The organism is Pseudomonas putida, assembly GCF_026625125.1.
Classification (GTDB): domain Bacteria; phylum Pseudomonadota; class Gammaproteobacteria; order Pseudomonadales; family Pseudomonadaceae; genus Aquipseudomonas; species Aquipseudomonas putida_X.
In genome coordinates this window covers 722,000-734,968 of record NZ_CP113097.1, presented here as the reverse complement: position 1 = coordinate 734,968, position 12,969 = coordinate 722,000, and the positions used below count along the sequence as shown (strand labels likewise).

The following is a 12,969-nucleotide window of genomic DNA, read 5'->3' as shown; positions in this document are numbered from 1 at the left end:
GGGCCGCTTGGCGGCCCCAATACCTCAGGGCTTGCGCTTTTTCGGGCCGGTGTTGAAGCTCGGCACTTTGCGCACCGCTTTGACCGGAGCCTCGTCGCCACTGTCCATCCAGCGCCCCAGCCCGCGCTTGGCACTGTTCTCTTTCGGCTTCTTGGGCTTTTTCGGCTTCTTGATCACCTGGCCACTGGCATCGGTCATCGGCACCCGGTGATCGGGGATGAAGTCCGGTTCTTCGTGGCGCGGCAAGGTCTGGCGAATCAGCGTCTCGATCGTTGCCAACTGCTGCACTTCATCGGCGCACACCAGCGAGATTGCCTCGCCCTTGTTACCCGCACGCCCGGTGCGGCCAATACGGTGCACGTAATCCTCGGCGACGATCGGCAGGTCGATGTTGACCACCAACGGCAGGTCATCGATGTCCAGGCCGCGGGCGGCGACGTCGGTGGCGACCAGTACCTGGACCTCACGGGCCTTGAAGCTGTCCAGCGCGCGCTGGCGCGTAGCTTGCGGGCGGTCGCCGTGAATGCCGTCGGCGTTCACCCCCTCGCCCAGCAGCCGCTCCACCAGCTGGTCAACGCCGTTGCGCGTCTTGGCGAACACCAATACCTGCGTCCAGCGCTGCTTGCGCAGCAGATGGCAGAACAGGTCGACCTTGCGCTTCTTGTCCACCGGCACCAGCCATTGCTTGACCGTGGTGGCAGCAGCGTTGCGCGGGCTGACCTCGATGCTCAGCGGGTCATTGAGCGCCAGGCCTGCCAGCATGCGGATCTGGTCGGAGAAGGTGGCGGAGAACAGCAGCGTCTGGCGCTTGCGCGGCAGTGCCGCGTACACCGACTGCAGCTCTTCGGCAAAACCCAGGTCGAGCATGCGGTCAGCTTCGTCCAGCACCAGGGTTTGCACCTGGTTGAACTTCACCGCGTTCTGGCGGAACAGGTCGAGCAGGCGCCCCGGGGTAGCCACCAGCAGGTCGACACCGCGACGCAGGCGCATCATCTGCGGGTTGATGCTGACCCCGCCATACACCGCGTAGGTGCTCAGCGGCAGGTTTTCGGCATATTCGCGCACGTTGTTGTGCACCTGCTCGGCCAGTTCGCGGGTCGGGACCAACACCAGCGCACGGATCGAGTTGCTGGCGACCTTTTCCCCTTCCAGGGCCAGGCGCTGCAGCACAGGCAGTGCAAAGCCTGCAGTCTTGCCGGTGCCGGTCTGAGCCGCGGCCATCAGGTCGCGGCCGGCCAGCACGGCGGGGATGGCCTGGGCCTGGACCGGGGTTGGGGTGGTGTAGTCCAGTTGCTGCAGGGTGCGCAGCAACGGTTCGATCAGGCCGAGTTTGGCGAAATTCATGGCAATACCGTCAGGGGGTTCAGCGAAGGCGGCAAGTTTACCGCAACACCCCGACCTACTTGCAGGTTTCGCCTTCAAGCGATGCAGCAGGCAGCGCGGGCTTGCGCCACTGCGGCAGGCCGATCAGCACCACGGCGCTGATGATCACCGCCATCGCCAGGCATTCCTCTGCGCCGATCTGCTCACCGGCAAAGACGATACCAAGCAACACCGCCACCGCCGGGTTGACATAGGCATAGCTGGTGGCCGCCGCCGGGCGCACATGCTTGAGCAGGTACATGTAGGCGCTGAATGCCAGGATCGAGCCGAACAACACCAGGTAAGCCAATGCTCCCCAGCCTGCCGCTGTGGGCATCTGGGTCATGCGCTCACCCGACAGGGCGCTGCCCAGCAACAATACCGCGCCACCGACCAGCATCTCGGCCGCACTGGCCATGGGGCCTTGGGGCAGCGGCAGGCTCTTGCTCCAGACCGACCCGAACGCCCAGGCGGCAGCCGCAAACAGGATCAGCGCCGCCCCGATGGGGCTGGCCTGCAGGTTAGAGCCAAGGTTGAGCAGGCCGATGCCAACCAGCCCGAGGACGATGCCCGCCCACTCCAGGCGCGAATTGCGATGGCCGAACAGCAGGCCAAACACCAAGGTAAACAGCGGCACCGTGGCCACGGCCAGCGCAGCGACGCCGGAGGCAACGCCAGCATGCTCTGCAACCGTTACGCCACCATTGCCGCAACTGAGCAGCAGAAAACCCACCGCACCTGCCGCACGCCATTGCGGCCAGGTCGGCGCCGGCACCCCACGCCAGCGCAAAAACCCATAGAGCAGGCCCCCGGCGATAAGGAATCGCACCCCGGCCATCAGCATCGGCGGCCAGGACGCCACACCGATGCGGATGAAAAGGTAGGTGGAGCCCCAGACCAGGTACAAGGCCAGGAAAGCACCGATCAACACTATCGGGAAGCGGCGGGAGGCAGGCATGGCAAAACTCGAAATCCGTTTACGGGGGAATGAGTTTAGGGAGCCTCGCCGCCAAGATTAAGTTACAAAACAGGATTAATTGGGCGGCACAATTTGCGTCATGGCAGGGGCATGCGGCGCAATGGCGCTCAGGCGCCAGCAACCCTCAATGCTTCAACAGCAAACGCCCTTCGATCGGCACATAGCGGCTGGCCGCTCTTATCAGCGACATGGCGGTCAAACCCGGCACGCCGTAGACCACCGCCTCGGCGCCATGGCGCTGAATCACTCGCTCCAGCAGCAGGTCGAAATCACCATCACCCGAAGCCAGCACCACCTGGTCGACACGGCTGGCGGCATCGATCACATCCAGGGTTATCCCCACATCCCAGTCACCCTTGGCCGATCCATCGCTGCGCTGGATGAACGGCTTGAGGCGCACGTCGAAACCAAGGTTGCGCAGGATCTGCTGGAACTGCTGCTGTTTGCTGTCCCCCCGGTCGATGGCATAGGCCACCGCCTCGACGATCTCACCCTCGCGGCTGACTTCCGACCACAGCGCGGTGTAGTTGAAGTGGCAGCCATGGGCCTGGCGCACGGTGTAGTAGAGGTTTTGCACATCGGCGAACAGTGCGATTTTCTTCACTACATACCCTCGGCTGAGGAGGCGCAGTGCGCCCCCGGAAATGCCAGCAGTATGCCAGAGCGATCAGACGAAGGTGTCGTCGTCCGAGAAGAAGCCGCCATCATCGCTGCCGTAATCGGTATCGGCGTACCCACCTTGATCAGCGCCCCAGCCACCGTTGTCGGCCACCTGCGGCTGCGCGTCCTGGTCATTCCAGCCACCGGTATCACTGGCCGGCGCCGGCTCTTCCCTGATCACCTCGACCACCTCTTCAGGCTGCGAATGGTGGTTGAACAGGCTGCTGATGCCTTGTGCCAGCAACACACCACCGGCCACGCCGGCGGCGGTCTGCATCGCACCGCCAAGGAAGCTGCTGGCACCACCCCGAGCCGGCGCGGCGCCAAAACCCGGTTGCGCAGCCTGCGGCTGGGAGAAACCCGGTGCATTCGGCTCACGCCAACCGCCTGCCGAAGCGACCGGCGCGGCAGGCCGCTGGGGCTGCTGCGATGCTTGGGCAGGCTGGGGGTTACGCCCGCTGTTGCCAAAGATGCTGGAGAGGAAGCCACCACTGCTGGCGCTGCTGTTGCGAGAAGCCTCTGCCTGGGCACGAGCCTGCTTGAGCTCGGCTTCCAGTTGCTTGTTCTGTTCATCCAGGCGCTTGAGCGCAGCCTCCTGAACCAAAATCGCCTGGGCCATGTAGTAAGGCGCCGCCGGTTGCTCGCGCAGGTGTTCCTCGATGCGCGCCTGGGCCTGGGCATCACGCGGCTGGCTGGGGTCTTCGGCTTGTTTGATGCGGCCAAACAGGCCATCGATCAGGGTTTGCTCTTCAGTGTTCATTGGCTACCTCATGGGAAGCGGGACATCGGACATGTCAAAGATGGGGCGCGCAAGCAGCGGATTCAATCACTGGCACGGTGAAACTTTTTTCAGCAAATGGCTGCTCTGGGCTAAAGTTAGGCCCCTGCTTTTACTGCCATGCGATGTTGACCGATGAATCCGCTGAGCGTTTTTCGCGACTCCCTGTACTTCTTCCGCCGCCACCTGGCAAACATCATTGCGCTGTGCTTGCCGCTGATCGTACTCGAAGCCCTGGTGACCCAACTGATGATGCGGCAGCTGGGCGACCAGGCCTCACTGTCCTACAGCATGCTGGTGAGCCTGCTGTTCTATCCGCTTTACAGTGCAGCGCTGATTCTTTACCTCGATACCCGCAGCAACGGCCAGGACATCCCCAAGCGTGAGCTGTTTGCCCGCGCCATGCAGCTATGGCCGCAGATGGCACTGCTGATCATGATCAGCTCGCTACTGATCTTGGCGGGGCTGATGCTGCTGGTCTTCCCGGGGGTCTGGATCATGATCAACCTGGTGTTCGCCGAGTACCTGCTAGTGCTGCGCGGCCTGCCGGTGGTGCAATCGATGCGCGAAAGCGCACGCATGACCACTGGGCATTTCATGCGCATCATGCTCTGCGTGTTTGGGGTGCTGGCACCGATCTGGCTGATCGACGGGCTGCTGCTGATTGCCTTCCCCGAGCCAGCTCCCGCCCTGGAGCTGGCCACGGCCAGCCTGCTCGGCTTCCTGCAGTTGTTCAGCACCGTGGTGCTGTACCGCCTGTTCATGCTGCTGGAGAGCAAGAGCGACACCTGAAGGAAAGCGTTCAGACTCCAGCGTGGCCTGCCCGGGAGATTAAGGTGCCAATCCCACCCACCTTGGAGGTTCGCACATGGACCCGGAAATTCAGAGCAGGTACGCCAGGTCGTTCAGTGGCCATCTGTACGCAATGGCCACCGACAGGTATGTCCCCCTTCGCTTGAGCACCCGCCGCGACAAATGGCACTGGGGGATCACACCGCAGGACGACTGGCTCATGGCTGGGGGCGACCAGGCCTCCATACGCCTGGACTTCACCTTCGACTCGAGCACGCAAGACCGTCTGCACCATCACATCAGCCTCAGTGGCCCGGCGCAGCCGCCCAAAAAGCTTGGCCTGAGCCTGAACGGATACCTGGGCTTCTACCAGCGGGCAGAAGTCACCGATTACTGGAAGATCGAACCGCTGGAGCTCACGGAACATGGCTTGATCTGCTACCTGCGTGATCACCAGGGCTACCGTGCCGGCGCGATCGCGGACACCCCTCATCACAGCAGGCATCCCATGTACCTGATCAACACGAAAGAGGGCGAAACGCTCACGTTCCTCCTCCAGCAGGTTGCCTGAGCCTTGATCGTCAGGTACCAGGGGGGCGTCCGGTCCAGTAGGCTCTGTTGGGCCTGCATGTCGCGGTGTAGCAGTTGGTTGATGCGCGTCTGGTAGCCCGCGCCTTGCCCCTTGAACCACTCCAGCACATCGGCATCCAGGCGGATGGTCACCGCCTGTTTCACCGGCACGCGCAGCTCGGCGCGGCGAAAGAAATCATCGCCCAACTCGGGCATGTCGCCGGTGTCGATGTCCTGATCGTCCAGCTTGGCCAGGCGTTCCCAGTCAGTTTTCGATGCTTTCGACATAGCGTTTGGCCTCCTGTTTGGTGGCCTTCGGGCGGAGGTGATGCGGACCACATCGCCCCGCCGCTCGGTGTAAACAACCACGCCGATCACAAACGTTAACCATATCGTTCTTTAGATTTTCTTGATTTCCTGTACAGGAAAAATAGCCAATGCACGGAATCAAGACGTCATTTCACTTGATTTCCTGATCAGGAAAATAGGTAAAATGCCGAATCCAAGGCTCATTTCGCTTGATTTCCTGCTCAGGAAAAATGAGCCAAAAACCGAACCAAGCGTTGATTTTTTTAAAATCTAGAGTAGCTTTGAGCTAAGAAATGGACGGAGGCTCGTCCAAGCTTTCGGCGCAGGGGTAGCAATGAATTACGATTTCGAAAAGCATGAACCGCTGATGAGCGCCTTCGCTGAGGCATTTGAGGAGGCCACAGGATCAGCGCTGTCAGCTATCAAGATCAATCCCGAGGGCGAGCCTTGGGAGCCGGATGCCATGGGTCACCTTAATACCCCCGAGGGCGACTGGCGTCTAGTATTCGCCATCAAGAAAGAAGCGTATCCACGGGACATCAAGGATGCACTGTGGGATCTGCATGGGCATCAGAGCCGGACGAAGAATGCTTCTGACATGGTGCCCATTTTCCTTGCCGAACACATCAGCAAAGGAGCGCGGGACGAACTCAGAAACCGTGGAGTGAGCTTCTTTGATGCGAGTGGCACACTGTTCTTCAAGCATCGAAACTGGCTAGTCAACATCGAAAAAGGTAAGTCTGCGACCAAAGGCGCACTCCGAGAAGTGGATGTGTTCAAAGGTTCACGTGAGAAAATCATCCATACCCTCCTTCACATGGATAGGGATTGGTTTCATGGTCAGCAGGTAGTTGAGCTTTCCCAAACCTCTGGCGCTACCGTGTCTAATTTGCTCCAAGCGCTAGAGCGTCTTGGTTGGGTAGAATCCCAAGGAGAGGGGCGACATCGAGTTCGTCGGCTCATAAGACCTACAGAGCTGCTGGATGCCTGGGCCGAAGCATGGGCAAAACGCAGGCAACAAATTTCTCGATGGTACTTTTTCTGCCAAAACCCTAAAAAGCTTGTCGAGGAATTGTCCTCAAACATGAGCTGGAATGATCGTGACCAACGAGATGGTTTGTCGGTAGCGTTCACAGGCGCTATCGCTGCCAATCGTCTGTCCCCCCTACTCACTCATGTCGATATTGCAGAAATCATAGTACCGACAAAAGCTGAGCGAGTTGCTGAAAAGCTTGGTCTTAAACCAGCCGAAAAAGGTGCGAACGTTGTTTTGATCGAGCGCTCAGGAGCCAGCGAACTCTTCCAGGAGTATTCGCACACTGAACAAGCTTTTTTCGCGAGTCCTTTCATACAGTACCTTGACCTCCTAAATGGCCGTGGACGAAACGCAGAGCTTGCGGCCCAATTTCGTGAAGATATTTTAAAGGTGTAACGTGGCAGTAGGAGCCAAACCACAGTCGGCTGATGGATACAGTGCTGCACATACACATACCTGTGAGCAAGTCCTGGTCACCCTCCTCAGCGCCTTCGGTTCACTGAAGGATACTATCCGCCTGGTAGGCGGCTTGGTGCCGAGGTATTTGACGCCTGAACAGTACCCAGATGTACCGGCCCACTTTGGTACATCTGATGTCGACGTTGCGCTTAATCTCTCAGTGCTAGCATCCGGAAACTATACTTCTCTGTCCAAGCAACTGCTGGCTCGCGGATTCAAACGATGGGTTGATCCAAAAAATGGCTGGGACACAGCATGGCGGTGGGAGTATCAGATTTCTGCCAAGCAAGTCGTTTTGGTTGAATTCCTCAGAGGCTCAACCGATGACTGCCCACCAAGCAAAATTGCTGCACTCGACGGTGAGGATGTTTCAGCACTCTCAGTACAGCACATGGAAATTGTGCATGACTGGTACGAGTCGAGAAAAATTGAGGCGGAAATGCTCGGTGATCGAGGTGTGACCATCGAGACCGTACATTACGCTGACGTCCCGGCATTCATCATCCTCAAAGCCTTGGCATTTCACAGTCGCGCAGAGAAGAAAGACTCCGGCGACCTGATTCACGTGATGCGTTATGCCGGTCCTCTCGAAGATGTAGTGGGCCAGTTTGTTGCGCGAGCGAAGTCTGGCTTGCATGCAGAAGCCATCAAGGCATGTCGGATCGCACTGAAAGAGAGATTCTGCAGCACCTTGAAGACAGAGGGGCACGACCTGATTGGGCCTAAATCGTATGCTCAGTTTATGCTCGGAAAAGGCGCGGATGAAGAGGAGCTTGTAACAGAGGCACGTTATGCGTCAGGCCTCATCGAAATTTTCCTGAAGTTGCTTGAGCGTGATCTCGGGCCAGTCGAATAACTAGCCTGAAAACGCAGAAAAACAGGCAGCTAGGTCGTAACGGCTAGCGGCCTGGTCTAAGCACCATGCTGAAGAACAAGCGGAGCGCGCCAAGCGTGAGGATGGAAGCCCGTAAGGGTCGAGAAACGCAGTAGCTCGATTCACGACAGCCGCTCCCGCAGGGCACACCCAAACCTCAAGGTTTCCTAGGCTTCGCTCTGGCCGTCGCTTCAGCAACCAATGGATCTTCAGGCCAATAATGCTTGGGGTATCTACCTTTGAGATCTTTTTTCACCTCGACATAGGTGCTGCGCCAGAAGTTGGCGAGATCCTGGGTAACCTGCACTGGCCTACGAGCCGGCGACAGTAGATGGAGAATCAACGGCTGCTTGCCCTGGGCTATGCGTGGTGTCTCTGCCAGGCCAAACAGCTCCTGCAGCCGCACTGCGAGGATTGGCGGATGCTGCAAGTAGTCGATGCGGATATTCGAGCCGGACGGCACCTGAATCGCCTGAGGCGCCAGGCTCTCCAGCTCCTGTGGAAGCGGCCACGGCAGGAGATTTCTGACTATCGACGGCAGATCCAACTGGCTGAAGTGGCTGAGCCTCGTGACTTTGGCCAGGTACGGAGTGAGCCACTCTTCGAGTGTGTCGAGAAGATTGGCATCGCTGAGATCAGGCCATTTGCTCTCTGCCTGACCATTCTGGATGTCCAGCTGACGCAGTAGATCGACCCGCGCCTGCCACTGCCGAAGCTCCGGGTTCCACGGCAGGAGCTCGATGCCCTTGCGCCTCACCAGGTTGACCAGGGCCAGCGAACGGGTTTGCTCATCAAGACTCGGCAGGGCTTTCGTCGACAAGATCAGCTGCCCAACCTTCAACTGCCGCTCAGCCTTCAGAACACCTTCCCTCTCGTCCCAGTCGACCTCATCGACAGACCCAACAAGGTCAGCCAGCTCGTCATCGAACAAGGCCGGATCGAGATCACTCGCCAGGTAGATCCGCTCTTCGCGCTGCCCTTGCCGGCTACCCAGGTCGGCCACCACCAGCCACTCGTGCTTGGTGAGTGCATCGGGCTCTGAAAACACCGCAGCACGTCCGTTGGAGAGACGGTATTCGGATGCACTTGCACGCCTCTGCAGGCCGATTCGATCAGGGTATGCGAACGCCAGGAGACAACCTACCCATCTTGGGTGATCGGGCTCGCTGACAGGGCTGGAGGCCTTCCCACGCAGCAGGGATCGGTACTGCCGAGCAGACTGCTTTACCCGCTGGAGGGAACCGCCACTTCGACGTGAATGTTGCTCGCCTGAGAGGGCACTCAGCCTGGTGTGAAGGTCGGCACCTGCTCCACGCTGGATGTCCTTCTCACCCAGCAGCGCCGCGATGTTGCACGCTAGGTCATCCAGGCCCATCGCATTGCCTTTGATGAGCAGGTGAGCGATCCGTGGATGCGCCGGAAGCTCGCTCATGGCCGAACCGTGCGGTGTGAGCTGTCCTGCATCGTCGAGCGCGCCCAGGCGCTTCAACAGGTCTCTGGCTTGGCCGAAAGGAGCTGATGGAGGTTTGTCGAGCCAGGTCATCTCTTCCGGCTTCATTCCCCACCGGGCCAGCTGCAGAGCCAGGGCTGCGAGATCAGCTTGCAAGATCTCTGGGGTACTGTAGCCGGCCATTTGCTCGTGCTGCGATTCCGACCACAGGCGATAGCACACGCCTGGCTCCAAGCGCCCTGCCCGCCCCGCACGCTGGGTAGCACTGGCCTTCGAGATGCGCTGCGTGTCGAGTCGGGTCATGCCACTGCGAGGATCGAACTTCGGCACTCGCTCAAGACCACTGTCCACCACGACCCGGACGCCTTCGATGGTCAAGCTGGTCTCGGCGATGTTCGTGGCCAGTACGATCTTCCGGGAGTTCTTGGGTGCCGGGTCAATAGCAGCACGCTGGGCGTTCAGATCGAGGTCACCATACAGTGGGCATACGATCACATCTGGACGGCTGCTCAGCTGCTCCTTGAGGTCTTCTGCCACCCGCCGAATCTCTGCCTGCCCAGGAAGGAAAACCAGAACGCTTCCTCCCGACTGTTCATTGATGGCGGCCAAGCAGGTGTCTGTGACTCGCGCATCGATTCGCTCGCCCGGCTGATAGGGGCTACCCCAAACCGTCGAGACCGGATACATCCGCCCTTCACTGGTGACCACAGGCGCATCATTCAACACCTTTGAAAGGCGAGCACCCTCCAGTGTTGCGGACATCAGGAGCAGCTTCAGCGGGGGCTCATCACGCAGCAGTTCGCGGGCACTCAGGCACAGAGCCAGTGCAAGGTCAGAGTCAAGGTTTCGAAGGTGGTACTCATCGAAGATGACCAAGCCCACCCCGTCCAGTGCAGGGTCATCTTGGAGCCGGCGCGCCAGGATGCCTTCGGTGACCACCTCGATACGCGTACCGGGCCCGACCTTGCTGTCCAGGCGAATGCGGTAGCCCACGGTTTCGCCGACTTTTTCGCCCAGCTCGCTGGCCAGCCGTTCGGCCGCCGCGCGTGCGGCCAGGCGGCGGGGTTCCAGCATCACGATGGTCTGCCCGGCCAGCCAGGTTTCACTCAACAACGCCAGCGGCACACGGGTGGTCTTGCCGGCGCCGGGCGGGGCCTCGAGCACCGCTTCGTGACGGTTTTCCAGGGCATGGCGCAAAGCTGGCAGGGCGGCATCGATTGGTAAAGAAATCATGGTGGTCCTCGAACAGTCTGGCGAGTATAACGGCGAACCCAGCCTGCTCTATCATGGTCTTAGCATCAGGTGCCGGCGTATCGTCCACCTTGTGGCAACTTTCTTCGGAGATTCAAATGCGCATCCCATCCCGCGTCATCGGTGGCGCCCTCATCGCCACCTTGCTGACCCAGCTGACGGCCTGTGGCACGCTGTTCTACCCTGATCGCCGCGGGCAGATCGAAGGCAAGGTCGACCCGGTAATCGTCGCCCTCGATGCCATCGGTATTCTGTTCTACGTGATCCCGGGCCTGATTGCCTTCGGTGTCGACTTCGCCACCGGCGCCATCTACTACCCCGGGGGCACCACGGCACAGGTAGCGCCAGAGAAACTGCGCGAGGCCATCAAGCCCGATGGCAAGGTCGACAACCTCAAGCTGCAAGCCATTCTCGAAAGCGAACTGGGCCAGCGCCTGCCGCTGGACGACCCACGGTTGATCCAGCATCGCGGCAGCGTCGAGCAACTGGCAGCGTTCGGCCTGGTGCCGGCAGCCTGATACCTGCAAGGAAGCCCCCCACGGCATGATCACCTCGGCTGAAAACGAGCGCCTGCTACGCCTGGCCACCCGCGCGTCGCTCGCGGTGGCCAGCATCCTGGTGCTGAGCAAGGCCGTGGCCTGGTGGTTAAGTGGCTCGGTCAGCTTGCTGGCCGGGCTGACCGATTCGGCGCTGGACGCGGTCGCCTCGTTCCTCAACCTGCTCGCGGTGCACTATGCGCTGCGCCCGGCTGACGATGACCATCGCTTCGGCCACGGCAAGGCAGAGGCCTTGGCAGGCATGGCCCAGGCCGTGTTCATCGGTGTGAGTGCGGTACTGATCGGGGTTCAGGCCGTCGAGCGTCTGCAATCGCCACAACCCTTGGGTGATACCGCCATCGGCATCGGCGTGATGCTGCTGTCGTTGGTACTGACGCTCGCTTTGCTGGCGCTGCAACGCAAGGTCATTCGCGTGACAGGCTCAACGGCGGTGCGTGCTGACTCGCTGCATTATCGCTCTGACCTGCTGCTCAATGGCAGCATCCTGCTGGCCTTGCTGCTGGCGCGTTACGGCTGGCCGCAACTGGACGCGCTGTTTGGCCTGGGTATCGCGCTGTACATCCTGTGGAGTGCACTGCAGATCGCCCGGGAAAGCACGGCAATCCTGATGGACAAGGAACTGCCCGGCGACATCGGCGAGGGCATGGTCGAACTGGTGCTGGGCATTGCCGGGGTCAAAGGTGTACATGACCTGCGCACCAGGGTGTCGGGCAATCAGTGGTTCGTGCAACTGCATCTGGAACTACCAGGGCAGTTGCCGTTGCACGAAGCACATGCCCTGTGCGTACAGGCTTCTGAGGTCATCCGCCAGCGTTATCCACAGGCGGATGTGATGGTGCATGCCGACCCCGTTTGAAGGTCAGTTGATGCTGTAGCCCCGGCCACTGAAACAGGCCCCCAGCGCCCGCCGATAGTGGTCTGCAACGTTGGCCGGGGGTGCGCTGGGTGCGGTGGCGGGGTCGAAGTTGGACTCGCTCACCGCCCACCGGTGACACTGGTAGCGGTCCTGGTCCTGTTGCTCCTGGCCTTGCCCGTGCATCGGGTAGGCCACCACATCGTATGCAGTGCTTGAAGGGGCTTGCGCCACCGGGGCCGGTGCGACGGCAGGTGGGCTGACCACCACGTACTCGCGGCTGTCTGCCAGGTACTGGTAATACGTATCGGCAACCAGGAAAAGCAGGGCACCCCCGACCCACACTTCACGTGCATAGGAGGGCAGGTAGCCGACCCGCACCCCGTAAGGCGGGGCGACCACGATGTAGCTGCCGCCCTGCGGCCGGTACCAGTAACCGCCTGAGTAGAAATAGTCCTGCCCACGGTACGGCACTTTCCAGTAGCGGTCCGGGAAACGGTCGACTCTGTGCCCAGGGCGGTACTGCGGCCCCGGCCCCCAACCATTGCCATGGCCATCCGGCCGCCCCTGCCAGTCGCCGCCCGGCCGTTGCCCAGGGCCGCCGGCCTCCCAGTGCCGGTAATCGGCATTGCGCCGGGGAATATCCTGATAGTAGCCCTGGCGGGCGGGCTGGGTCTGATGCACTTCATCGCGCGAGTTGAGCGGCGAGCGGCCTTCGTAACTGCCGTTGGGATCCTGCCGGCCATTGCCACCATGCCCATCGTCAGGGCCTTGGGCCTGCGCCCCCAGACAGATGCTCACGCCAAGCAAACCAACACCTGCCAACTGCCAGATGCGCGACTTCATGTTGTTCCTCACGGTAAAGATAACGGCACGCTGCCAGTCTACCGCGCCTGTACCGGACAAACAGATGAAATCGCGGCCATGAAAAAAGGGAGGCCTTGTGGCCTCCCTTTGAGAATTGTCGTCCGTGCTCGGCACTTGTGGCGCCGGCTCACCTCATACGCTCTTGTGGAGGTACGTAGCCCGGGGGCCTGGC

Annotated in this window: 12 protein-coding genes and 2 pseudogenes; 6 read left to right on the top strand and 8 right to left on the bottom strand. The window is 60.6% G+C overall.

What is annotated here, in order from left to right; translation table 11 throughout:
• Nucleotides 1–24: 24 nt before the first annotated feature.
• From OSW16_RS03430 to OSW16_RS03415, 4 genes are all read right to left on the bottom strand, one after another.
• Complete coding sequence (locus tag OSW16_RS03430) at nt 25–1,344, bottom strand: DEAD/DEAH box helicase (protein WP_267820767.1); 1,320 nt, start codon at nt 1,342–1,344, stop codon at nt 25–27.
• Nucleotides 1,345–1,399: 55 nt separating this feature from the next.
• Entirely contained in the window at nt 1,400–2,320 is a 921-nt protein-coding gene (gene yedA / locus OSW16_RS03425) for a drug/metabolite exporter YedA (protein WP_267820765.1), read from the bottom strand.
• A gap of 145 nt (nt 2,321–2,465) precedes the next feature.
• Complete coding sequence (locus OSW16_RS03420) at nt 2,466–2,945, bottom strand: NYN domain-containing protein (protein WP_012312588.1); 480 nt, start codon at nt 2,943–2,945, stop codon at nt 2,466–2,468.
• A 63-nt stretch (nt 2,946–3,008) separates the two neighbouring features.
• On the bottom strand, nt 3,009–3,761 hold the full coding sequence (locus tag OSW16_RS03415; protein ID WP_267820763.1) for a DUF2076 domain-containing protein: 753 nt from the start codon (nt 3,759–3,761) through the stop codon (nt 3,009–3,011).
• 153 nt (nt 3,762–3,914) lie between these two features.
• On the opposite strand from OSW16_RS03415, the gene OSW16_RS03410 reads away from it, so the two are divergent.
• Nucleotides 3,915–4,571 carry a YciC family protein gene (locus OSW16_RS03410; RefSeq protein ID WP_267820761.1) on the top strand — a complete coding sequence of 219 codons (657 nt, stop codon included), beginning with the start codon at nt 3,915–3,917 and terminating at the stop codon, nt 4,569–4,571.
• Nucleotides 4,572–4,647: 76 nt separating this feature from the next.
• Nucleotides 4,648–5,142, top strand: a complete 495-nt coding sequence (locus OSW16_RS03405) for a hypothetical protein (protein ID WP_267820759.1) — start codon at nt 4,648–4,650, stop codon at nt 5,140–5,142.
• A 44-nt stretch (nt 5,143–5,186) separates the two neighbouring features.
• Here the strand turns inward: OSW16_RS03405 and OSW16_RS03400 are convergent.
• Nucleotides 5,187–5,429 (bottom strand): annotated as a pseudogene (locus tag OSW16_RS03400) (BrnA antitoxin family protein); the annotation flags it as partial.
• A pseudogene (locus OSW16_RS03395) lies at nt 5,407–5,531 on the bottom strand (BrnT family toxin); the annotation flags it as partial. The pseudogenes OSW16_RS03400 and OSW16_RS03395, both read right to left, overlap by 23 nt.
• Nucleotides 5,532–5,784: 253 nt before the next feature.
• Between OSW16_RS03395 and OSW16_RS03390 the strand changes: the two are divergent.
• Together OSW16_RS03390 and OSW16_RS03385 are read left to right on the top strand one after the other, a co-directional pair.
• Nucleotides 5,785–6,882, top strand: a complete 1,098-nt coding sequence (locus tag OSW16_RS03390; RefSeq protein ID WP_267820757.1) for a type IV toxin-antitoxin system AbiEi family antitoxin — start codon at nt 5,785–5,787, stop codon at nt 6,880–6,882.
• Between the two features lies 1 nt (nt 6,883).
• Nucleotides 6,884–7,801 carry a hypothetical protein gene (locus OSW16_RS03385; protein ID WP_267820755.1) on the top strand — a complete coding sequence of 306 codons (918 nt, stop codon included), beginning with the start codon at nt 6,884–6,886 and terminating at the stop codon, nt 7,799–7,801.
• A gap of 175 nt (nt 7,802–7,976) precedes the next feature.
• On the opposite strand, the gene hrpB is transcribed toward OSW16_RS03385, so the two are convergent.
• The gene (gene hrpB, locus OSW16_RS03380) at nt 7,977–10,502 is read right to left on the bottom strand and encodes an ATP-dependent helicase HrpB (RefSeq protein WP_267820753.1); all 2,526 of its coding nucleotides are present in this window, start codon (nt 10,500–10,502) and stop codon (nt 7,977–7,979) included.
• Between the two features lie 116 nt (nt 10,503–10,618).
• Here hrpB and OSW16_RS03375 point away from each other — a divergent pair, with 116 nt between their 5' ends.
• The gene (locus tag OSW16_RS03375; protein WP_241803920.1) at nt 10,619–11,038 is read left to right on the top strand and encodes a polyribonucleotide nucleotidyltransferase; all 420 of its coding nucleotides are present in this window, start codon (nt 10,619–10,621) and stop codon (nt 11,036–11,038) included.
• Nucleotides 11,039–11,063: 25 nt separating this feature from the next.
• On the top strand, nt 11,064–11,933 hold the full coding sequence (locus OSW16_RS03370) for a cation diffusion facilitator family transporter (protein WP_241803921.1): 870 nt from the start codon (nt 11,064–11,066) through the stop codon (nt 11,931–11,933).
• 3 nt (nt 11,934–11,936) lie between these two features.
• Here the strand turns inward: OSW16_RS03370 and OSW16_RS03365 are convergent, their stop codons facing one another.
• Entirely contained in the window at nt 11,937–12,776 is an 840-nt protein-coding gene (locus tag OSW16_RS03365) for a DUF6515 family protein (RefSeq protein ID WP_267820749.1), read from the bottom strand.
• Nucleotides 12,777–12,969: the final 193 nt, after the last annotated feature.

Excerpts from the sequence above, each read along its gene's own strand:
- OSW16_RS03430 (WP_267820767.1), bottom strand. The coding sequence starts at position 1,344 with ATGAATTTCGCCAAACTCGGCCTGATCGAACCGTTGCTGCGCACCCTG.
- yedA (WP_267820765.1), bottom strand. The coding sequence starts at position 2,320 with ATGCCTGCCTCCCGCCGCTTCCCGATAGTGTTGATCGGTGCTTTCCTG.
- OSW16_RS03415 (WP_267820763.1), bottom strand. The coding sequence starts at position 3,761 with ATGAACACTGAAGAGCAAACCCTGATCGATGGCCTGTTTGGCCGCATC.
- OSW16_RS03410 (WP_267820761.1), top strand. The coding sequence starts at position 3,915 with ATGAATCCGCTGAGCGTTTTTCGCGACTCCCTGTACTTCTTCCGCCGC.
- OSW16_RS03405 (WP_267820759.1), top strand. The coding sequence starts at position 4,648 with ATGGACCCGGAAATTCAGAGCAGGTACGCCAGGTCGTTCAGTGGCCAT.
- OSW16_RS03390 (WP_267820757.1), top strand. The coding sequence starts at position 5,785 with ATGAATTACGATTTCGAAAAGCATGAACCGCTGATGAGCGCCTTCGCT.
- hrpB (WP_267820753.1), bottom strand. The coding sequence starts at position 10,502 with ATGATTTCTTTACCAATCGATGCCGCCCTGCCAGCTTTGCGCCATGCC.
- OSW16_RS03375 (WP_241803920.1), top strand. The coding sequence starts at position 10,619 with ATGCGCATCCCATCCCGCGTCATCGGTGGCGCCCTCATCGCCACCTTG.
- OSW16_RS03370 (WP_241803921.1), top strand. The coding sequence starts at position 11,064 with ATGATCACCTCGGCTGAAAACGAGCGCCTGCTACGCCTGGCCACCCGC.
- OSW16_RS03365 (WP_267820749.1), bottom strand. The coding sequence starts at position 12,776 with ATGAAGTCGCGCATCTGGCAGTTGGCAGGTGTTGGTTTGCTTGGCGTG.